Source organism: Geodermatophilus saharensis (assembly GCF_900188205.1).
Lineage (GTDB): Bacteria > Actinomycetota > Actinomycetes > Mycobacteriales > Geodermatophilaceae > Geodermatophilus > Geodermatophilus saharensis.
Genome location: NZ_FZOH01000013.1, coordinates 47,423 through 66,155, shown reverse-complemented (window position 1 = coordinate 66,155; position 18,733 = coordinate 47,423). Strand labels below are relative to the sequence as shown.

The following is an 18,733-nucleotide window of genomic DNA, read 5'->3' as shown; positions in this document are numbered from 1 at the left end:
CGATGCTCCTCAGGTCCGACCGGCGACACCGGCACGAGGAGACGGCATGGGCGAGATCGTGGTGCTCCGGCACGGCGAGACCGAGTGGAGCCGCAGCGGCCAGCACACGGGCGTCACCGACCTGCCCCTGCTGCCCGAGGGCGAGCAGCGGGCCCGCGCGCTGGCCCCGAGCCTCGCCCGGCGGCACCTGGTCGAGGTCTGGGTCAGCCCGCGGCAGCGGGCGCGGCGCACCGCCGAGCTGGCCGGCCTGACCCCCACCGCCGTCGACGAGGACCTCGTCGAGCTCGACTACGGCGGCTACGAGGGGCGCACCACCGCCGAGATCAGCGAGCAGCTGGGCCGGGAGTGGTCGGTCTGGCGGGATCCCGTCGTGCCCGGGGACACCCCTGGCGAGACCCTCGAGCAGGTCGGCCGGCGGGTCGACCGGGTGCTGGAGCGAGCCCGCCGGCGGCTCGACGACGGCGACGTCGCGCTGGTGGCGCACGGGCACGTGCTGCGCGTGCTGACCGCCCGCTGGCTGGGGCTCGAGCCGGCCGACGGCAGGCTGTTCGCCCTGCCCGCCGGCGCCTACGGGGTCCTGGGCCACGAGCACGCGCGGCCGGTGCTCACGGGGTGGGGTCTGGACTGACCTCGGCGGCCGGGGCGACGGCGGGGGCCTCGGGGCGGCCGAACAGCCAGCCCTGAGCGAGGTCGGCGCCGAGCGCGGTGACCTCCTCGGCGGCCCGCTCGTCCTCCACGCCCTCGGCCACGACCACCGCGCCGAGGCGGTGGGCGTGCGCGGCGACGGTGCGCACGACCGCGCGGGCGCCGTCGTCGGGCAGGGCGGCGACCAGCGGGCGGCCGAGCTTGACCACCTCGGGCCGGACGACGTCGAGCAGCGAGGCACTCGACCAGCCCGCGGCCACCTCGTCGAGGGCCACCCGCCAGCCGCGCGCGCGGTAGGACTCCAGGACGGCGAGCAGGTGCCCACGGTCGGCGACGGCGGCCCGCTCCCCCACCTCGAGCACCAGCTGCCCCGGGTGCAGGCCGGCCAGCGCCACGGCCTGCTCGGTGCTGTCGAGGTCGGCGTCGGGCCGCAGCACCGAGGTCGGGTGGGTGTTGACGAACAGGTCCGCGTCGCCGAGCCAGCCCGCCGCTCCGGCGATCGCGCACTCCCGGCCCACCCGGTCCAGCCGCGGCAGCCAGCCGGCGGAGTCGGCGACGAAGAACAGGTCACCGCCGTCGACGGCGCGGCCGTCCGAGTCGCCACGCAGCAGCGCCTCGTAGGCCACCACCGAGCGGCCGGCGAGGTCGACGACCGGCTGGTAGGCCGACCACAGCTCGGCCTCGGCCAGCACGCCGACCTCCGCGGTGACGCCCCGGCGGGCCAGCTCCTGGGCGAGGGTGGGCGCGGTCAGCAGCGCCCGCACCAGCGCCGTGTACTCGTTGGCCGGGTCGGTGGCCACCCGCACCGCGTCGGCCTCCGCGCCGGTCAGCGCGCGGGAGATGCGGTCGAAGAAGAGCTCCACCGCCAGGCCGTCGTGCTCGTCGGCCAGGTCGAGCAGCCCCGGGGCGGCGAAGGTCGACAGCCCCACCGCGCGCGCCACGGCCGCCACGGCCGGCAGCACGTGCTCGGCCGCGCTGGCCAGCAGGACCCGGGTCGCCGCCTCCGGCAGGTCCCACTCCTCGCGCCGGCGGGCCGCGCCGATCGTGCTCGCCACGGCCAGCAGGATGACCGACGCGCCGGGGCGGGACCGGCAGGCGCGCGGGCGGGGCGAACAGGGCGGGAGCACCGCGCAGCGGACCACCGTCGCGGGGCTCCGGAGGCCCTAGGGTCCCCCCATGGCTGCTGCCCCGGTCACCGACCCACCGGCACGCACGGGCCGCGGAGGACGACCACGCGACCCCAGCCGCGACGACGTCATCCGGGCGGCGATCCTGCGCCTGCTCGGCGAGGTCGGCTACGGCGCGCTCACCATGGACGCGGTGGCGGCGGAGGCCGGCGTCGGCAAGGCCACCATCTACCGCCGCTGGCGCACCAAGCAGGACCTCGTCATCGACACCGTCTCCGAGCTCAACCGGGCCTGGACGCTCGACGCCGACACCGGGTCCCTCGAGGGCGACCTGCGCCAGCTCGTGCACCGGATGGTCGAGATGATGGCCAGCCCGGTCGGCGCGGCCACCCGCTCGCTGCTGGCGGCCATGCAGCACGAACCGGCGCTGATCGACGCCTTCCGCGAGGGTCCGATGGCGATCTGGCGGCGGGCGTTCGCCGAGATGTGGGCCCGCGCCCAGGCGCGCGGCGAGGTGGGGCCCGGGATGACGCAGTCGATCCCGGCCGAGGCGGCCACGGCGCTGTTCGTGCAGCGCTGGCTGGTCACCCGCGAGCCGGTGGACGCCGCCTACGCCGACGCGGTGCTCGAGCGGGTCGTCCTCCCGCTGGTCCGCCAGGAGACCGCCGGCAGCCGGGCGGGCTGACCCGGGGCGGTCACCAGCCGAGCGTGCCGGGCTCCCCCTTGAACGGCCCGACGACGTCGCCGGTGATCCAGCCGCCGTAGAAGTCCCCGGCCTGGGCGCGGACCTGCTCCCCGTCGACGGTGGCCCGGTCCACCCGGCTCGGGTAGAACGCCACCGCCCCGCGCAGGTGCTCGTAGCCGGCGGTGGGCTGCTCGTAGGACCACGCGGCCGACGGGCGGCGCGTCCCGTCGACGACGGCGTCCCAGTACGTGGCCGCGCCCTTCCACTCGCACCACGACGAGCCGCCGGCCCGCTCGAGCACCCCGGGGACGACGTCCTCGCGGGGCACGTAGTACACCGGCGGGTGACTGGTCTCGCAGACCCGGACCGCCCGGGTGGTGTCGGCGACGACCCGCCCGCCGATCTCGACCACGACGCGCCGCGGGGTCACCTCGGCCGAGGGCGGGCGCGGGTAGTCCCACACCGACTCCTGACCGGGACCGACCGAGTCCCGCCGGGGCGTGCGCACGTCAGCGCGTGCGGCGCTGGACCGTCCGCCTCGCGGCCCTGCGGTGGCGGACCTTCTGCACGAGGACAAGCGACACCAGCAGGCCCAGGCCGCCCATCGTCGCCTTCCCCGCGGGGGAGACCAGGAAGCGCTGGACGGCCTCCTGTCCCTGTGCCCTCAGGCGCGTGGGGCTGCTCCGGAACGCCAGGTGGTCCAGGGTGGCCGCCAGCGACTCGCGGGCGGCGTCGATCTCCAGCTGGATCTCTCGGGGGTCGCGAGGAGGCACGGGCGACAGCCTGCCAGACACCGCCGCCACCGGCCCGTTCCGGGAAACCCGGGCACCCGGCCGGGCGACGCGACCTAGACTCTGCGGCCACGCGGGAGTGGTGTAACGGCAGCCACGCCAGACTTAGGATCTGGTGCCTCCGGGCGTGCGGGTTCGACTCCCGCCTCCCGCACTCGACGGCCTTCACGGGGCCCTTGCCCCCGGCCGGTCACCGGGAGGAGCCTGCGACCCCGTGGGGATCTACGGCCGGTGCGTCCGCCCCCGGCTGCTCGACCGGGCCCTGGGGCCGCGGCTGACCGGGCCGATCCGCGAACGGGTCTGCGCCGGGCTGACCGGCGACGTGCTGGAGATCGGGTACGGCTCGGGGCTCAACCAGCCCCACCTGCCGCCGGCGGTCACCGGGGTGTGGGCGGTGGAGCCCTCGGCCACGGCGCTGCGGATGTCGCAGGAGCGCCGCGCGGCGTCCCCGGTCCCGGTCGTCGTCGCCGGTGACGACGCCCGCGCCCTGCCCTTCCCCGACGACCGCTTCGACTCGGCGCTGTGCACCTGGGTCCTCTGCGGCATCCCCGACGCCGGCCGCGCGCTGGCGGAGGTGGCGCGCGTGCTCCGGCCCGGGGGCGTCCTGCACTTCGTCGAGCACGGGGCGGCGCCGGACCCCGCGGTCCTGCGGTGGCAGCGGCGCGGCACCCCGGTCAACCGGGTGGTGTCCGGCTGTGTCCTGGACAACGACGTCGCGGGCCTGCTGGCGGCCTCACCGCTGGCGGTCACCGAGGCGAGGAGCTGGTACGAGGAGGGCGTGCCGCGGGTCGCCGGGTTCATGACCAGCGGGCGGGCCGCCGCCTGACCCGGCCGCTCAGCCAGGGGTGACGGTGAGGTCCACCTGCGGCGAGGGCAGCTCCGGGTCGTCGGCGTCGACCACCGCGACCAGGTGCACCGCGGCGCCGTCGGTCCCGCGCAGCGCCAGCCCCTCCACCTTGACCACCTGGCCGTCCACCTCCGGCAGCGGCGTCACGTCGAGCACCCGGCCACCGTCGGCGAGCACGAGGGCGGTGGCCACCACCGGGCCGTCGTCGACCGGGTTGGGGGTGTCCTCGGCGGCGGCCGCGAGCAGCTCGCGGCCGTCGGGCAGCGCGATCGCGTCGGTGACCGCCAGGCCGACGCCGGCCACCTCCCCGAGCTCCAGGACGTGCGCGGCACCCAGGGGCACCGTCCCGGCGCCGGCCCGGCCGAGCAGCACGGCGACCAGGGCCTCCAGCGGCACCTCGACCCCGGCGTTGGCCACGCCGGCGGCCAGGTTGCCCCGCTGGTACCAGCGCAGCACGTCCCCCGCGCGGCTGGCGCCCTCCAGGTTGAGCTGCGCGACCGGCACGCCGAGGCGCTCGGCGACGGCGCCGTAGAGCGGCGCGAGGTCCGCGGCCCGCACGTCGGGCCGGTCGCCGTCGAGGGTGACGAGGACGCCGCGGGTGCGGCGCGCCGCCGACCCGGAGCCCAGCAGCAGCACGCCCGGGAGGCCGTCGGCCTCCACCGGGCAGGCCACCTCGAGGTCGGGCTTGAGGTGCTTGGTGCCCGCGGCCTCGGAGAACCGGTCGAGGCCCTCGACGGGGGGCAGCAGGCGCAGGCGCGCCACCCCGTCCGGGCGCTGCCAGGCCGCGTGCGTGGCGTCGTCCTGGGCGACGAGCCAGCCGTCCCCGAGCGGTGCGATGCCCGATGCCGCGGTCACCGGCGTCCCGTCGTCGAACCGGAGCCGCCGCACCGCCGTGATGCCCACTCGCACGCCGCAGCGGTGCCCAGCGCCGGGCCGGTCCACGCGGCCGACCGCGACGAGGATCACACCGGCGGCGTTCCCGCTGGTGGGAGCCACCGGCCCCCGGGAACGCGACTGCGGGTCCACCCGCGACCACGTAGTGTCGACCGGACCGCCCGGTGCTACGACGAGGTCGCCGGGTGGTCCTCTTCCCTGCACGTCCTCGACCCCGTCGGAGCCCATGTCCTCCCCGCGCACCGAGATCCAGCCGCGTCCCGACCAGGCCCCCGAGAAGCCCCCGCGCACCACCCTCTCCGTCAAGCAGGTGGTCGCCGGCGCCCTCGCCGCGGTGTCCGCCGCGGTGGCCGCCTCCTTCTTCGGGGTGGCCGGCACCGTCATCGGCGCGGCGCTCGTCAGCGTGGTGAGCACCGTCGGGTCGGCCCTCTACACCGCCTCCCTCGACCGCACCGCCGAGCGGCTGAAGCGGACCCGCGAGCGGCAGGACACCCGTCCGGCCCCTGCCGCCGCCGACGACGCCACCGCCGCCACCAAGGTGCTGCCCGCCGCGCTCGACCCGCGCCGCGCCCCGGCTCCGCGCCGCCGGCCCCGCTGGTCGCGGGTCGCGGTGTACGCCGTCGCCGTCTTCGCGGTCGCCATGGCGATCGTCACCGGCGTCGAGCTGGTCGGCAAGCAGCCGGTGTCGGCGCTGGTCGGCGGCACGGAGGACTCGTCGTCGTCCACCACGATCGGCGAGCTGTCGACCGTCTCGTCGTCGCGGGACACCACGCCGTCGGACCCGGCGGAGACCGACCCCGCCGACGGGACCCCCACCGAGGCCCCCGCGACGCAGACCCCGCAGCCCGGCGACGACACCGGGGAGTCCACGGCCCCCACGGAGGAGCCGGAGGAGGCCGGGCAGTCCGCGCCGGCCACGCCGAGCGACGGCGAGGACGGCACCGGGTCCGACGAGGACGGCGGGAGCGGGCAGACCGCTCCCGCCGAGCCCTCGACGCAGGCACCGCAGACCGGCTCGGGATCCGGTTCGGGATCCGGCTCGGGATCCGGTTCGGGATCCGGTTCGGGATCCGGATCGCAGTCCGGGACCGGGACGGACGGCGGCGCGGGAGCCGCGCCGGCGTCCTGACCCGTCAGCCCCGCGACCGGCGCGGGACCAGCTTCAGCAGCGCCATCCCGGCGAAGACCAGCGTCACGCCGGCTACCACCCACGCCAGGGCGTTGAAGCCGGTGTAGGCCAGGGCGGTCGAGCCGCCCACGCCGCTGGCGGTCACGTAACCCGCCTTGCTGTACACGTGCACCTCCCTCCTGGGGGTCGGGTCGCCGCCGGGCCGGCGGCGGGGATCAGGGAGTCGCCGGTGCGGCGACGTGGTGCCAGGTGGCCTCGCGGCGGCGGACGACGTCGAGCAGCGAGCGCACGAACACCGCCTGGATGAACAGGTCGTAGACCAGCTCCACCAGCAGTGGCAGGGCCAGGAGCAGGGCGCGCCACCCGCCACGGCGGACGGTGACCAGGCGCTCGGCGAGGAAGACCAGGCCGACCGACCCCCAGAACGGGTCGAGGGTCAGGCCGCCGTCCCGGGCCAGGACCAGCACGGTGAGCAGCAGGTAGGCCTGGAAGGCCAGGACGCCGAGGCCGATGCCCACCTGCTGTCCCCAGTAGCGCAGGGTGACCCGGGACAGGCCGTAGTGCCGCAGGTTCTCCAGGGCACCACGCTGCCACCGCATCCGCTGCTTCCACAGGTCCGCCCAGGTCGGCATGATCTCGGTGACCACCGCGCACGCCGACGGGCTGGTCAGCCGCCAGCCGAGGTTCTTCAGCGCGAGGGTGAGCTCGTTATCCTCGGTGAGGGCGAGGGTGTCGTAGACCTGGCCGCGGGTGCCCGGCAGCGTGCTGCCGCGCGCCGCGGCGACCTCCCGCAGCGCCCGCACCCGGAACAGCGTGCCGGTGCCGGTGAGCACCATGACGCGGCCGGTGCGGGCGACGTCGCGGCTGTAGCGGAGGTACTCGTTGCGCTGCAGCTGGCCCAGCACGCCGCTGCCGGGGTGGCCGTAGAACAGCCCGCCGGCCGCCCCGATCCGCGGCGAGCTGTCGAGGCTGGCCGCGGCCACCTCGAGGAAGCGCGGGGCGAGCTCGGTGTCGGCGTCCATCACCAGGACGTGGTCGTCGTCGCGCAGGTCGGGTGAGGTGCCGGCCGGGACGTCGTCGTCCCCGTCGGCCCAGCCCGCCCGGGGACGGCGGCGGTCGGGGCCGCGCCGGGGGTCCTCGGAGGCCCCGCGGCGGTCACTGTCGGCGGTGCGGCGGAAGCGCTGCACGATGGCCTGGTTGAGCGCGCCGGCCTTCTTGTCGGTGTTGCCCACCGTCTCGTAGACCTCGGCGCCGTGCGCCCGCGCGATCTCCACCGTGTCGTCGCTGCAGTTGTCGGCGATGACGACCACCCGGTCCGGACGCCGGGTCTGCTGCTGCAGCGCGGTCAGCGTGACCCCGATGTTCGCGGCCTCGTCGTGCGCCGGGATCAGCACCACCAGCCGGGCACGCGCCGTCCCGCTGTCCTCCGCCATGCCGTGTCCCTCCGACGTCGGTCATCGAGCAGGGCTTCGGCAGCCGGCCGGCGGCGGTGGAGCCCGGCCGGCCGGGGTCACCCGGAGGGGTCAGGAGCCGACGAGGGCCCGGTGCAGGACGGCGACCAGCTCCGCACGCGTGACGATCCCGGCCAGCCGGCCGTCGTCGTCGACCACCGGCAGGTGGCGCAGTCCCCGGTCGGCCATGAGGCCGACCAGCTCCGAGACGGGCGTGTCGACGCCGACGGTGCTCACCGGGCTGGTCATCACCTCCGCCACCGGGGTGAAGGCCACGATGTCGGTGTTGAACAGGTCGTGGACGGTGACGATGCCGACCACGTGCCCGTCGCCGGTGACCACCGGCAGCGCCTTGACCGCGTGCTGGTTCATCAGCATCCGCGCGCGGTAGAGCGTCTCCTGCGGCTGCACGGTGCGGACGTCGCGGGCCATCAGCGCCCCGACCCGCAGCTGCCCGAGCCGGCGGTCGAGCGCGTGTGCCTCGGCGTCGCGGACCAGCGCCAGCACGTCGCCGGGCATGACGTCGAGGCCGCGGTCGAGGCGCTCCATCGCGGCGCGGACGTCCTCGGGCTGCAACCCGACCCGGCTGGTCGGCGGGGGGTCGGTGCCCGGTGGCGGCGCCGGGGGGTCGGGCACGTGCGGGTAGGGCCGGCCGGTGAGGTTGTTGACCAGCGTCGCGACCGCCAGCAGCACGACGGTGTCGACGCCGACCGGCCACAGCGCGAACGCCCAGCCGTGGTCGGCCACCGCGGCGGTGCCGACGGCGGCGAACAGCGCGCACGCCCCGCCCGGGGGGTGCACGCAGCGCAGCAGCATCATCACCGGGATCGCCACCCCGACGGCGACGGCGGCGGCCAGCGTGACGTCGTCGAGCAGCTTGCCGGCGGCGACGCCGACGAGCGTGGACAGCGTGTTGCCCACGAGCACCGGCCAGGGCTGGGCCAGCGGGCTGGCGGGCGCGGCGAAGAGCAGGACGGCGGTGGCGCCCATCGGCGCGACGATCCAGGGCAGGCCCACCGGCCCGCCCGGGACCGCGTGCGCGCTGACCCCGGCCAGCGCGATGCCCAGCAGCGCGCCGAGCCCTCCGCGCAGCACCTCGGTGCGCCGGTAGCCGACCGGTCCCGGTCGCAGCGCCCCGATCCACACCCGCCGGTCCACGCGGCCCCCGTTCCTCCCGCGGGCGCCCGTGCCCGTCGCGGGCGGCACCCTACGTCGGCCGGCGGTCGCCCGGAGGGCTCTCAGGCGGCGCGCAGGACCCGCGCCACCTCCGGGACCAGCGCGGCGAAGGCCTGCCCCCGGTGGCTGCGGGCGTCCTTCTCCGCGGGCTCGAGCTCGGCGGCGGTGACCTCCAGGCCGTCGGGCCGGAAGACCGGGTCGTAGCCGAAGCCGTTGCTGCCGCGCGGCTCGCGCACCACCCGGCCCCGCCACTGCCGTTCCAGCACCGACTCGGCGCCGTCGGGGGTGACGAGGGCGGCGGCGCAGACGAAGGCCGCGCCGCGCCGCTCGTCGGGGACGTCGGCGAGCTGGGCCAGCAGCAGCGCGGTGTTCGCCGGGTCGTCGCCGTGCCGGCCCGACCAGCGCGCCGAGAGCACGCCGGGCATGCCGTTGAGGGCGTCGACGGCGATGCCGGAGTCGTCGGCGACGGCGGGCAGGCCGGTGTACCGGACCGCCTCGCGGGCCTTGAGCAGCGCGTTCTCGGCGAAGGTGGCGCCGGTCTCGGGGGCCTCGGGGTAGTCGGGGACGTCGCGCAGGCCGACGACCTGCACGCCGGGGACGGCGCCGGCCAGCAGGCGCTGGAGCTCGGCGAGCTTGCCGGCGTTGCGGGTGGCGAGGAGCAGTCGGGTCATCGCGCGAGGGCCTCGGTCTGGACGCGGGTGAGGTCGGCGCAGCCGGCGACGGCGAGGTCGAGCAGCCGGTCGAGGGTGGCCCGGTCGAAGACGGCGCCCTCGGCGGTGCCCTGCACCTCGACGAACCCGCCCTCGCCGGTGCAGACGACGTTCATGTCGGTGCCGGCCTTCACGTCCTCCTCGTAGGCGAGGTCCAGCCGGGGCTCGCCGTCGACGACGCCCACGCTCACCGCGGCCACCGACTGCACGAGCGCGGTCTTCTTCGCCAGCTTCCTCCGGTCGGCCAGCCAGCCGACGGCGTCGGCGAGGGCGACGTAGGCGCCGGTGACGGCCGCCGTCCGGGTGCCGCCGTCGGCCTGCAGGACGTCGCAGTCGATGGCGATGCTGTTCTCCCCGAGCGCGCCGAGGTCGACCGCGGCGCGCAGCGAGCGGCCGACGAGCCGGCTGATCTCGTGGGTGCGCCCGCCGATGCGTCCCTTGACCGACTCGCGGTCGCCGCGGGTGTGGGTGGCCCGCGGCAGCATCGCGTACTCGGCGGTGACCCAGCCCAGCCCCGATCCCCGGCGCCAGCGCGGGACGCCCTCGGTGACGCTGGCGGCGCACAGCACGCGGGTGCGGCCGAACTCGACGAGCACCGAGCCCTCGGCGTGGTCGAGCCAGTGGCGGGTGATGGTCACCGGGCGGAGCTGGTCGGCCGTGCGGCCGTCGGGGCGGGTCACGGACGCCGAGCCTATCGACGCCGGCGGTGACCGCTCCCCCCTGTCGAGGTCGCACGATGCCGTCGAGGAGTGGAGCCCGGAGGGTCCCGCGACGGGGCGGCGGTCCGGCTCCGCGGCGGCCGGGGAGGGCACGTGGCCGCGGTTCGTCCGGCAGGACGACGATGTCGTCATGCGATCGGAGCTGCGGACGGTGCGGACCGGCGGGGTGCCGGCGGTGGTGGACCTGACCGGGGAGTGCGAGGAGTTCGTCCGCGGCGAGGGCGACGGGCTGCTGCAGGTGTTCGTCCCGCACGCCACCGCGGGGCTGGCGATCATCGAGACCGGCTCCGGCAGCGACGACGACCTGCTCGCCCAGCTCGACGAGCTGCTCCCCCGCGACGACCGCTGGCGGCACCGGCACGGCAGTCCCGGGCACGGCCGCGATCACGTGCTGCCGGCGTTCGTGCCGCCGCACGCCACGGTGCCCGTGCTCGAGGGCCGCCTGCAGCTGGGCACCTGGCAGCGCATCTGCCTGGTCGACCCCAACCGGGACAACCCGCAGCGCCACGTGCGGCTGTCGTTCCTGCGCGGCTGACGCGCCCCTGGCTGTGGCCGGCGTGCCCGGCACGGCAGGATGCCGGGCATGACCGAGACCGCGCCCGCTCCCGTCCGCCTCGCGCCCGGTGACCCGGCGCCGGACTTCACGCTGCCCGACGCCGACGGCCGGCCGGTCTCGCTCGCCGACCACCGCGGCCGCCGGGTGATCGTCTACTGCTACCCCGCCGCGCTGACCCCCGGCTGCACCACCCAGGCGGTCGACTTCACCGCCGCCGCCGGGGAGCTCGCCGAGGCCGGGCTCGACATCATCGGCATCTCGCCCGACCCGCCGGAGAAGCTGCAGCGCTTCCGTGAGCAGGAGGGCCTGGGCATCACCCTGGTCTCCGATCCGGACAAGCGGGTGCTCACCGCCTACGGCGCGTTCGGCACCAAGAAGATGTACGGCAAGGAGGTCCAGGGCGTGATCCGCTCGACGTTCGTCGTCGACGCCGAGGGACGGGTCGAGCGGGCGGCCTACAACGTGAAGGCCACCGGGCACGTGGCCAAGCTGCGCCGCGACCTCGGGCTGGCCTGACCACCGGCCCACGGGGTCAGGCCGTCCAGGTGCCCGGCCGCGGCTGGCCGGAGCGGCCGCCGTCCCAGCCCGCGTCCCACGGGAAGCAGCCCGGCGGCGAGGCCCACGTCAGCTGCAGGGCCGGCACGGAGTACTCCGGCGGCCGCCGGTACCAGCGGTTGGCACCGAGCAGGACCTCCCCGGGGTTCGGGCACTGCTCCACCACCAGGTCGGCCCGGCCGCCGGCCCCCTCGAGCAGCTCGCCGGGGACCAGCGACCGGCCGCCGACGACCTCCCCGGCCACCGCGTCGAGCAGCCCGTGGGTGGCCGTGGCGCCCAGCCCGGCGACCACCAGCTCCGGGTGCCCCAGCCCGAACAGCCCGATGGTGTAGCCGAAGGCGGGCTCGTCGGGCAGGTCACCCGGCCCCACGTACTGCACGGCGAAGCGCGCGCGGCGGATGACGGCGGCGAGGTGGGCGTCCTCCTGGTCGAGCCAGGCGGTGGTCTGCGGGTCGGTGGTCATGCCAGGAGCCTGCGACCGGGCACCGACAGGACGCCGGAACGCCGGCCCGGCGGTGGACGGGCGGGCCGGCTGTGGACGACGGCGCCCGGATCGTCGGTGCCTCAGTCCCCGGCGGCCCGCTTGGCCCGCGCCCGCCGTTTGCCCTCGTGCATCGCGGCCACCCGGGCGACCGGGATCGTGTGCCCCTCGGTCACCAGGTCGGCGGGCAGGTCCTGCGGGCCCGGCAGCAGCGCCGTCCACGGGTCGCCGTCGCCCAGCCGCTGCGCCGCCGTCCGCACGGTGACGTCCCCGGGCCGCAGCGCCGGCAGGTCCGCCCAGGCGACCGGCGCCGACACCGGCAGGCCGGGGCGGATCCGCGGGCTGTAGGCGGCGACGATCGTCGAGGAGCCCGAGCGGGTGGAGTCGAGGAAGACCCGGCCGTGCCGGTCCTCCTTGATGTAGGCGGTGGTCGCCAGGTCGGGGTCCAGCGCCGCGGCGCGGGCGGCCAGCGCGCGGGTGGCGGCGGCGGCGTCCTCGGGACCCACGCCGCTCACCGGGACGACGACGTGCACGCCCTTGGACCCGCTGGTCTTGACCGCCCCCGCGAGCCCGCTGTCGGCCAGCGCCCGCCGCACCAGGTCCGCCGCCTGCACCACGACGTCGAACCCGGCGTCCTCGGGCGGGTCGAGGTCGAGCACGATCCCGGTCGGCTCGGTCTCCGCTCCGGCGCGGGAGAAGGGGACGTGGAACTCCACGGCGCGCTGGTTGGCCAGCCACAGCAGCGTGCGGCGGTCGTCGCAGAGCACCTGGTGCACCTCGCGGTGCGCGCCGAAGGACCAGACGGGGACGGTGCGCACCCAGCCGGGGGCGCCCTTGGGGACGTCGCGCTGCACGAACGGCTGCTGGCCCGGGCGCACCCGCTTCACCGTCAGGGGCCGGCCGGCCAGCTGGGGCACCAGGCGGTCGGCGAAGCGGTCGAGGTGGTCGAGGAGGTCGCCCTTGGTGACCTCGAGCCCGTCGCCCAGCGGCGCGTCGAGGCTGGTCAGCCGGACGCCGTCCCGTTCGTCGTCGACCACCCGGCCACCGTGCCCGCCCCGGGCAGGACGGGCAAGCCTGTCCTACACCTCGTAGGTGACGCCGGGCCGGACGAGCTCGGCGGCGGGGAACACCGACCGGGCGGCGGCCAGCTGCGCGACGGGGTCCACCCAGGCCGGGACGTGGGTGACCAGCAGCCGGCGCACCTGCGCGGCGGCCGCGGCCTCGCCGGCCTGGCGGCCGGTCAGGTGCAGGTCGCGGGGCTGGTCGTCACCCTCGGGCTGGGCGGCCTCGGCCAGCAGCACGTCCGCACCGCGGGCCAGGTCGACCACGGCCCGGCTGGGGCCGGTGTCCCCGGTGTAGACCAGCGAGGAGCCGTGCGCGGTCAGCCGCACGGCGTGGCACTCGACCGGGTGCGCGGTGCGCGTGGTCTGCACGGTGAACGGCCCGAGCAGGGCCGAGACCGGGGTGACGGCGAAGTCGAAGACATCGGTCAGCGGGGCGCCACCGGAGTCGTAGACCTGCTGCAGCCGCTCCTGGGCGCCGGCGGGGGCGATCAGCGGCACGCGACGGCGCGAGGAACGGCCGGAGTAGCGGTGCCAGACGACCATCGGGACGACGTCGAGGCAGTGGTCGCCGTGCAGGTGGGACAGGTAGACCGCGTCGACGGTGTCGGGGTCGGCGAGCGCCTGCAGCGCGCCGAACGCGCCGTTGCCGAGGTCGAGCAGCAGCCGGAACCCGTCGTGCTCGACGAGGTAGCAGGAGGCGGCCGACGACGGGCCGGGGCCGCTGCCCGAGCAGCCGACCACCGTCAGCCTCACGCCGCACGTCCCTGACCGGCGGTCCCCTGCTCGCTCCCCATGGCGGGCGTCAGGCTAGCCGCCGGGCTGCAGCAGGCGGTCCGCGGGCACCGACAGCACGCCGTCGGCCCAGGACAGCCCGGTCAGGTCGGTGACGACGACGTCGGCACCGGCCCCCAGCGCCCGCTGCCCGACGCCGAGGACGCGCGCGCCGGCCGCCCGGCCCGCGGCGATGCCGGCCGGGCTGTCCTCGACCACGACGGTCTCCTCCGGCGGCACGCCCAGCAGGCGGGCGCCGAGCAGGTAGCCCTCGGGGTCGGGCTTGCCGGTGCGCACGTCGGAGCCGCTGACCAGTGCGCCGGGCAGCGGCAGGCCGGCGGCGCGCAGCCGGGCTGCGGCCAGCTCGGGTGTGCCGGAGGTGACGACCGCCCAGACCGCCGGCGGCAGGGACGCCAGCAGCTCGGCCGCGCCCGCGACGGCGGGCACCGTCCCGGCGTCCTCGAGCTCGAAGCGGTCGATGAGCGCCGTCGCGGCGGCCCGCCGCGACTCCGGGACCAGCGCGGCGACGGTGTCGGCCGACCGCCGCCCGTGGACGACGGCCAGCACCTCGGCCGGGACGAGGTCGTGCTCGGCGGCCCAGCGCGACCAGGAGGCGGTGACCGCGGCGTCGGAGTCGACCAGGACGCCGTCGTTGTCGAACAGCAGGCCCCTCGCGGGGATCTGCCGGTTCAGGCCCAGAGCTGGCCCTCCAGGGCGGAGGTGGCCTCCTCCAGCGTGCCGGCGTAGGCGCCGGTGGACAGGTACTTCCAGCCGCCGTCGCAGACGACGAACACGATGTCGGCCCGGCGCCCGGCGGCGACCTCGCGGTCGGCGACGCCCAGCGCCGCGTGCAGGATGGCGCCGGTCGAGATCCCGGCGAAGATGCCCTCGCGCTCCACGAGCTGGCGGGTGCGGTGCAGGGCGTCCTCGGGGCCCACGGAGAACCGCGAGTCGAGCAGTTCGGGGTCGTAGAGCTCGGGGATGAAGCCCTCGTCGATGTTGCGCAGCCCGTAGACCAGCTCGCCGTAGCGCGGCTCGGCGGCGATGACCTGCACCCCGGGCTTGTGCTCGCGGAAGTAGCGCGAGCAGCCCATCAGCGTGCCGGTGGTGCCCAGGCCGGCGACGAAGTGGGTGATCGAGGGCAGGTCCGCGAGGATCTCCGGGGCGGTGCCGGTGTAGTGCGCCTCGGCGTTGGCCGGGTTGCCGTACTGGTAGAGCATCACCCAGTCGTCGTGCTCGGCGGCCAGCTCCTTGGCCATCGCCACGGCCTGGTTCGAGCCGCCGGCGGCCGGGGAGCTGATGATCCGCGCCCCGTACATCTCCAGCAGCTGGCGGCGCTCGACGGAGGTGTTCTCCGGCATGACGCACACCAGCCGGTAGCCGCGCTGCCGGGCCACCATCGCCAGCGAGATGCCGGTGTTGCCGCTGGTCGGCTCCAGGATGGTGGCGCCCGGGGTGAGCGACCCGTCCTTCTCCGCCGCCTCGATCATCGAGATCGCGGCGCGGTCCTTGATCGACCCGGTGGGGTTGTGGTCCTCGAGCTTGGCCCACAGCCGCACGTCCTGCGTCGGCGACAGGTTCGGCAACCCGACCAGCGGGGTGCCGCCGAGCGAGTCGAGCAGGGAGGCGAAGCGGGCCATGCGCAGGGCTCTTCCGGGAGTCGGGGCGGGACGGTGCGGCGCTGTCTCAGCAGCCGCCGGCGACCGCCGGGAGGATGGTGACGGAGTCGCCGTCCTTGACCTGGGTGTCCAGCGCGCCGGTGAACCGCACGTCCTCGTCGTTGACGTAGACGTTGACGAAGCGGTGCAGCTTGCCCTCCTCGGTCACCAGGCGGCCCTTGAGGCCGGGGTGCTTGGCGTCGAGGTCGTCGACGAGCGCGGCCAGGGTGTCCCCGCTGCCCTCGACGGTCTTGTTGCCGCCGGTGTGGGTGCGCAGGATGGTCGGGATCCGGACCTCGATGGCCATGGCGTGCGGTTCTCCTCGGGGGGACGGGGACGTGCGGGAGCGCCTCGGGGCGCGTGTCGGTGGAGGTAACGCCGGGGACCGGGCGGTGATTCCGTCCGGTCGGCCCCCTCGCGGGGCCCCGCGGCGTGCGGAGCGCGTCGTGGGGGGCGAGGGGGTCCTTGCTCAGTCGTAGACGACGGTGGTCGGCGAGTGGCCGAACAGGTAGGACTCGACGACCTCGACGTCCTCCTCGCTCACCTCGCCGTCGACGATGCGGAAGCTGCGGAACTCGACCTCGTCCCCGGCCAGGCCGGTCTCCCGGCCGTGGTGCCGGGTGGAGACGAGGACGTAGTGCGCGTTCGGCTCGGAGGCGTAGCTGACGTCGGTGCGCGACGGGAACGCCTCGGTGGCGGTGTGTGAGTGGTAGATCACCACCGGCTCCTCGCCCCGGTCGTCCATGTCCCGGTAGAGGCGCAGCAGGTCGGCCGAGTCGAACTCGTAGAACGTCGGCGACCGGGCGGCGTTGAGCATCGGGACGAAGCGCTCGGGACGGTCGCTGCCCTCGGGTCCGGCGACGACGCCGCAGGCCTCGTCCGGGTGGTCCTCCCGGGCGTGGGCCACGATGGCGTCGTAGGTCGCGCGGTCGATGCGCAGCACGCCACCAGTCTAGGCGGCGTCCCCGCCGCTCCCGGACGACGGTCGCCCGGCCGCCGACCGCTAGCGTGCGGACCCGTGGTGGTCGAGCTGCTCATGGTCGCCGGGGTGCTGCTCGTCGCGCTGCCGGCGCTGTGGCTGGGCGCCCGGGGGCTGGCCCTGCGCAGCGGTCACTACAGCAGCGACGTCTCCGCCGACCGCGCCTCGCTGGTGCTGCTGGTCACCGTCCGCCTGCTGGTGCTGCTGCTGGTGCTCGCCCTCACCGCGGTCACGCTCGTCTCCGCCGTCGGGGCGGCGGTCCGCGACCTCGAGCTGCCCGGGCTGGTCCCGGTGTTCTTCCTGCTCGACCTGCTGCTGGCGACGCTGGTGCTGCTCACCTTCGGGCGTCGCGCGCGGCGGCGACCGCGTCGACGAGCGACCCCTGCAACGCGGTGAGCCAGTAGTAGACGGCCAGCTGCTGCCCCTCGTCGCCGACCGGGTCCTCCGGCGGCTCGGTCTCCTCGGTGACGCCGATCCGCTCCCCCAGCGCCAGCCGCAGGTCGTTGGTGGTGCGCAGCCAGGCACCGGCCTGCTCCGGGTCCAGCCGCACCTCCCCGCCGCCGTCGGGCAGGGTGGCGCGGACGGCGGCCAGGTCGTCGGTCTTGCCGCTGCGCAGCGCGGTCTCGGTCAGCCCGCGGTAGTCCGCGGCCAGCTCGGGGTCGCTGCGGTGCCCGGCCGGCAGCAGCCGGGCCATCACCGGGTCGCCGTCGACGTCGTCGGGGTCGGCGGTCAGCAGCTGCTCGAGCTGGTCGAGCAGCAGCCCCAGGACGCCGGACTCGGCCGGCTCCAGCCGCGCGACGACGTCCTGCCCCTTCCTGCGGAACGGTCTCATGCGTCCTGCTGGTAGGTGGCCCACAGGCCGTAGGCGTGCAGCCGGCTGGTGTCGTGCTCCATCCGCTCCCGGGGGCCGGAGCTGACCACGGCCTTGCCGTCGTTGTGCACCTGCAGCATGAGGGTGGTCGCCGTGGGCTCGTCGTACCCGAACAGCTCGCGCAGCACGTGGGTCACGTAGGTCATGAGGTTCACGGGGTCGTTCCAGACGATGGTCACCCACGGGCGGTCGAGGTCCTCGACCTCCTCGACCGTGGGGTCGGTCGTCCGGCTCGGGGCGAGTGGTCCGGCCACGGGACCACCATAGGACGGCCGCTGCCCCGCCTCCCCCGGTGCGGGCGCCGCGACCGACCTAGGCTCCCGTGCCATGCCGACGGGCCCCGCGCTGTTCACCGACCGGTACGAGCTCACCATGGTCGCCGCCGCCCTGGCCGACGGGACCGCCTCCCGCGACTGCGCGTTCGAGGTCTTCGCCCGGCGGCTGCCGCACGGCCGCCGCTACGGCGTCGTCGCCGGCACCGGACGGCTGCTGGAGCTGCTGCCCCGCTTCCGGTTCGGCGACGGCGAGCTCGCCACCCTGCGGGAGCAGGGGCTGACCGACGCCCGGCTGCTGGACTGGCTGGCCGACTTCCGCTTCTCCGGCGACGTCGACGGCTACGCCGAGGGCGAGCTGTTCTTCCCCGGCTCACCGGTGCTGACGGTGCGCGCGCCGTTCGCCGAGGGGGTGCTGCTCGAGACGCTGGTGCTCTCGGTGCTCAACCACGACAGCGCGATCGCGTCGGCGGCCGCGCGCATGGTGGCCGCCGCCTGCGAGCGGCCGTGCATCGAGATGGGCTCGCGGCGCACCCACGAGCAGGCCGCCGTCGCCGCGGCGCGGGCCGCCCACCTGGTCGGCTTCGTCTCCACCTCCAACCTGGAGGCCGGCCGGCGGTACGGCGTGCCGACGACGGGCACCAGCGCGCACGCCTTCACGCTGCTGCACGACGACGAGGCCGCGGCCTTCCGCGCGCAGGTCGACACGCTGGGCGTGGGCACCACGCTGCTGGTGGACACCTACGACGTCGCCAAGGGCATCGCCACCGCCGTCGAGGTGGCCGGGCCCGGGCTGGGCGCCATCCGGCTGGACTCCGGCGACCTGCCGACGCTGGCCACCGCCGCGCGGCGCCAGCTCGACGAGCTGGGCGCGACCGGGACGCGGATCATCGTGACCAGCGACCTCGACGAGTTCGCGATCTCCGGCCTGATGGCCGCCCCGGTCGACGGGTACGGCGTGGGCACCTCGCTGGTGACCGGGTCGGGCGCGCCGACGGCGGGGATGGTCTACAAGCTGGTCGAGCGCGACGGGGTGCCGGTGGCCAAGCGCTCGGAGGGCAAGAACTCCACCGGCGGGCGGAAGTCCGCCGTCCGCCGGCACGACCCCGACGGCACGGCGACCGCCGAGGTGGTCACCAGCGGGCCGGTCGAGTCGCGCGACGGCGACCGGCAGCTGCTCGTCCCCCTGGTGCGCGGCGGCGAGGTGGTGGCGCCGTCGTCGCCGGCCGAGGCGCTGTCGGCGGCCGCCGAGCACCACCGGCGGGTCCGGGAGGCCTTGCCGCCGGAGGCATGGGCGCTCTCCCGCGGGGAACCTGTGCTGGAGACGGTGAGCTCGTGAACGGGGGGTCCGC

At 76.1% G+C, this 18,733-nt stretch carries 26 protein-coding genes and 1 tRNA gene; 9 read left to right on the top strand and 18 right to left on the bottom strand.

The window, feature by feature from the left end; genetic code table 11:
- Nucleotides 1–46: 46 nt before the first annotated feature.
- Nucleotides 47–628, top strand: coding sequence for a histidine phosphatase family protein (locus CHC04_RS22755; protein WP_089406238.1), 582 nt, complete (start codon nt 47–49; stop codon nt 626–628).
- On the opposite strand, the gene CHC04_RS22750 is transcribed toward CHC04_RS22755, so the two are convergent.
- Nucleotides 606–1,700: an EAL domain-containing protein gene (locus CHC04_RS22750; RefSeq protein ID WP_089406237.1), complete on the bottom strand. Its 1,095-nt coding sequence runs from the start codon at nt 1,698–1,700 to the stop codon at nt 606–608. The genes CHC04_RS22755 and CHC04_RS22750 overlap by 23 nt on opposite strands.
- 121 nt (nt 1,701–1,821) lie before the next feature.
- On the opposite strand from CHC04_RS22750, the gene CHC04_RS22745 reads away from it, so the two are divergent.
- A complete protein-coding gene (locus CHC04_RS22745; protein WP_089406236.1) occupies nt 1,822–2,457 on the top strand; it encodes a TetR/AcrR family transcriptional regulator in 636 nt (211 codons plus the stop codon).
- Nucleotides 2,458–2,467: 10 nt separating this feature from the next.
- Here the strand turns inward: CHC04_RS22745 and CHC04_RS22740 are convergent, their stop codons facing one another.
- Together CHC04_RS22740 and CHC04_RS22735 are read right to left on the bottom strand one after the other, a co-directional pair.
- Nucleotides 2,468–2,920, bottom strand: a complete 453-nt coding sequence (locus CHC04_RS22740) for a DUF427 domain-containing protein (protein ID WP_245817674.1) — start codon at nt 2,918–2,920, stop codon at nt 2,468–2,470.
- Between the two features lie 46 nt (nt 2,921–2,966).
- Nucleotides 2,967–3,230, bottom strand: a complete 264-nt coding sequence (locus CHC04_RS22735; RefSeq protein WP_089406282.1) for a DUF3618 domain-containing protein — start codon at nt 3,228–3,230, stop codon at nt 2,967–2,969.
- 91 nt (nt 3,231–3,321) lie between these two features.
- Here CHC04_RS22735 and CHC04_RS22730 point away from each other — a divergent pair.
- Both CHC04_RS22730 and CHC04_RS22725 read left to right on the top strand, forming a co-directional pair.
- A tRNA-Leu gene (locus CHC04_RS22730) sits at nt 3,322–3,402 on the top strand.
- A 60-nt stretch (nt 3,403–3,462) separates the two neighbouring features.
- Nucleotides 3,463–4,074, top strand: coding sequence for a class I SAM-dependent methyltransferase (locus tag CHC04_RS22725; RefSeq protein WP_089406234.1), 612 nt, complete (start codon nt 3,463–3,465; stop codon nt 4,072–4,074).
- Between the two features lie 9 nt (nt 4,075–4,083).
- On the opposite strand, the gene CHC04_RS22720 is transcribed toward CHC04_RS22725, so the two are convergent.
- Nucleotides 4,084–5,004 (bottom strand): DUF6910 family protein, encoded by a 921-nt coding sequence (locus CHC04_RS22720; RefSeq protein ID WP_089406281.1) that lies wholly within the window; start codon nt 5,002–5,004, stop codon nt 4,084–4,086.
- A 211-nt stretch (nt 5,005–5,215) separates the two neighbouring features.
- Between CHC04_RS22720 and CHC04_RS22715 the strand changes: the two genes are divergently transcribed.
- Nucleotides 5,216–6,118, top strand: a complete 903-nt coding sequence (locus tag CHC04_RS22715; protein WP_089406233.1) for a hypothetical protein — start codon at nt 5,216–5,218, stop codon at nt 6,116–6,118.
- Nucleotides 6,119–6,122: 4 nt separating this feature from the next.
- Here CHC04_RS22715 and CHC04_RS24405 read toward each other — a convergent pair whose 3' ends face one another.
- The 5 genes from CHC04_RS24405 to rph form a co-directional block, all read right to left on the bottom strand.
- Nucleotides 6,123–6,284, bottom strand: a complete 162-nt coding sequence (locus CHC04_RS24405) for a hypothetical protein (RefSeq protein ID WP_176450154.1) — start codon at nt 6,282–6,284, stop codon at nt 6,123–6,125.
- Between the two features lie 49 nt (nt 6,285–6,333).
- Nucleotides 6,334–7,551, bottom strand: coding sequence for a glycosyltransferase family 2 protein (locus CHC04_RS22710; protein ID WP_089406232.1), 1,218 nt, complete (start codon nt 7,549–7,551; stop codon nt 6,334–6,336).
- A 90-nt stretch (nt 7,552–7,641) separates the two neighbouring features.
- Nucleotides 7,642–8,727: an HPP family protein gene (locus CHC04_RS22705; protein ID WP_089406231.1), complete on the bottom strand. Its 1,086-nt coding sequence runs from the start codon at nt 8,725–8,727 to the stop codon at nt 7,642–7,644.
- Between the two features lie 80 nt (nt 8,728–8,807).
- Nucleotides 8,808–9,416 (bottom strand): RdgB/HAM1 family non-canonical purine NTP pyrophosphatase, encoded by a 609-nt coding sequence (rdgB, locus tag CHC04_RS22700; protein WP_089406230.1) that lies wholly within the window; start codon nt 9,414–9,416, stop codon nt 8,808–8,810.
- Nucleotides 9,413–10,135 carry a ribonuclease PH gene (gene rph, locus CHC04_RS22695; protein WP_089406229.1) on the bottom strand — a complete coding sequence of 241 codons (723 nt, stop codon included), beginning with the start codon at nt 10,133–10,135 and terminating at the stop codon, nt 9,413–9,415. The genes rdgB and rph overlap by 4 nt, the downstream gene beginning before the upstream one ends.
- A 169-nt stretch (nt 10,136–10,304) precedes the next feature.
- Between rph and CHC04_RS22690 the strand changes: the two genes are divergently transcribed.
- Both CHC04_RS22690 and bcp read left to right on the top strand, forming a co-directional pair.
- Nucleotides 10,305–10,709 (top strand): YjbQ family protein, encoded by a 405-nt coding sequence (locus tag CHC04_RS22690; RefSeq protein WP_089406280.1) that lies wholly within the window; start codon nt 10,305–10,307, stop codon nt 10,707–10,709.
- A gap of 48 nt (nt 10,710–10,757) precedes the next feature.
- On the top strand, nt 10,758–11,246 hold the full coding sequence (gene bcp / locus CHC04_RS22685) for a thioredoxin-dependent thiol peroxidase (protein WP_089406228.1): 489 nt from the start codon (nt 10,758–10,760) through the stop codon (nt 11,244–11,246).
- Between the two features lie 16 nt (nt 11,247–11,262).
- Here bcp and CHC04_RS22680 read toward each other — a convergent pair whose 3' ends face one another.
- The 7 genes from CHC04_RS22680 to CHC04_RS22650 all read right to left on the bottom strand — a co-directional run bounded on the left by CHC04_RS22680 (nt 11,263) and on the right by CHC04_RS22650 (nt 16,202).
- Complete coding sequence (locus CHC04_RS22680; protein WP_089406227.1) at nt 11,263–11,748, bottom strand: DUF4262 domain-containing protein; 486 nt, start codon at nt 11,746–11,748, stop codon at nt 11,263–11,265.
- Nucleotides 11,749–11,849: 101 nt separating this feature from the next.
- Complete coding sequence (locus tag CHC04_RS22675) at nt 11,850–12,803, bottom strand: DNA polymerase domain-containing protein (protein ID WP_089406226.1); 954 nt, start codon at nt 12,801–12,803, stop codon at nt 11,850–11,852.
- 42 nt (nt 12,804–12,845) lie between these two features.
- Entirely contained in the window at nt 12,846–13,583 is a 738-nt protein-coding gene (locus tag CHC04_RS22670) for an MBL fold metallo-hydrolase (protein ID WP_089406225.1), read from the bottom strand.
- A 54-nt stretch (nt 13,584–13,637) separates the two neighbouring features.
- Nucleotides 13,638–14,264: an HAD-IA family hydrolase gene (locus CHC04_RS22665; RefSeq protein WP_281252271.1), complete on the bottom strand. Its 627-nt coding sequence runs from the start codon at nt 14,262–14,264 to the stop codon at nt 13,638–13,640.
- A 26-nt stretch (nt 14,265–14,290) separates the two neighbouring features.
- Nucleotides 14,291–15,241, bottom strand: a complete 951-nt coding sequence (locus tag CHC04_RS22660; RefSeq protein ID WP_089406224.1) for a PLP-dependent cysteine synthase family protein — start codon at nt 15,239–15,241, stop codon at nt 14,291–14,293.
- A gap of 46 nt (nt 15,242–15,287) precedes the next feature.
- Entirely contained in the window at nt 15,288–15,566 is a 279-nt protein-coding gene (locus tag CHC04_RS22655) for a MoaD/ThiS family protein (protein WP_089406223.1), read from the bottom strand.
- A 162-nt stretch (nt 15,567–15,728) separates the two neighbouring features.
- Nucleotides 15,729–16,202, bottom strand: a complete 474-nt coding sequence (locus CHC04_RS22650; protein WP_089406222.1) for a M67 family metallopeptidase — start codon at nt 16,200–16,202, stop codon at nt 15,729–15,731.
- 75 nt (nt 16,203–16,277) lie between these two features.
- On the opposite strand from CHC04_RS22650, the gene CHC04_RS22645 reads away from it, so the two are divergent.
- Nucleotides 16,278–16,634, top strand: a complete 357-nt coding sequence (locus CHC04_RS22645; protein WP_089406221.1) for a hypothetical protein — start codon at nt 16,278–16,280, stop codon at nt 16,632–16,634.
- Here the strand turns inward: CHC04_RS22645 and CHC04_RS22640 are convergent.
- Nucleotides 16,573–17,070, bottom strand: a complete 498-nt coding sequence (locus CHC04_RS22640) for a DUF2017 family protein (protein WP_089406220.1) — start codon at nt 17,068–17,070, stop codon at nt 16,573–16,575. The two genes, CHC04_RS22645 and CHC04_RS22640, sit on opposite strands and share 62 nt — an antisense overlap.
- Nucleotides 17,067–17,363, bottom strand: a complete 297-nt coding sequence (gene clpS / locus CHC04_RS22635) for an ATP-dependent Clp protease adapter ClpS (RefSeq protein WP_217897514.1) — start codon at nt 17,361–17,363, stop codon at nt 17,067–17,069. Before clpS ends, CHC04_RS22640 begins: the two co-directional genes overlap by 4 nt.
- 73 nt (nt 17,364–17,436) lie before the next feature.
- Here clpS and CHC04_RS22630 point away from each other — a divergent pair, with 73 nt between their 5' ends.
- The gene (locus tag CHC04_RS22630) at nt 17,437–18,720 is read left to right on the top strand and encodes a nicotinate phosphoribosyltransferase (RefSeq protein WP_089406218.1); all 1,284 of its coding nucleotides are present in this window, start codon (nt 17,437–17,439) and stop codon (nt 18,718–18,720) included.
- The last annotated feature ends 13 nt before the right edge of the window (nt 18,721–18,733 follow it).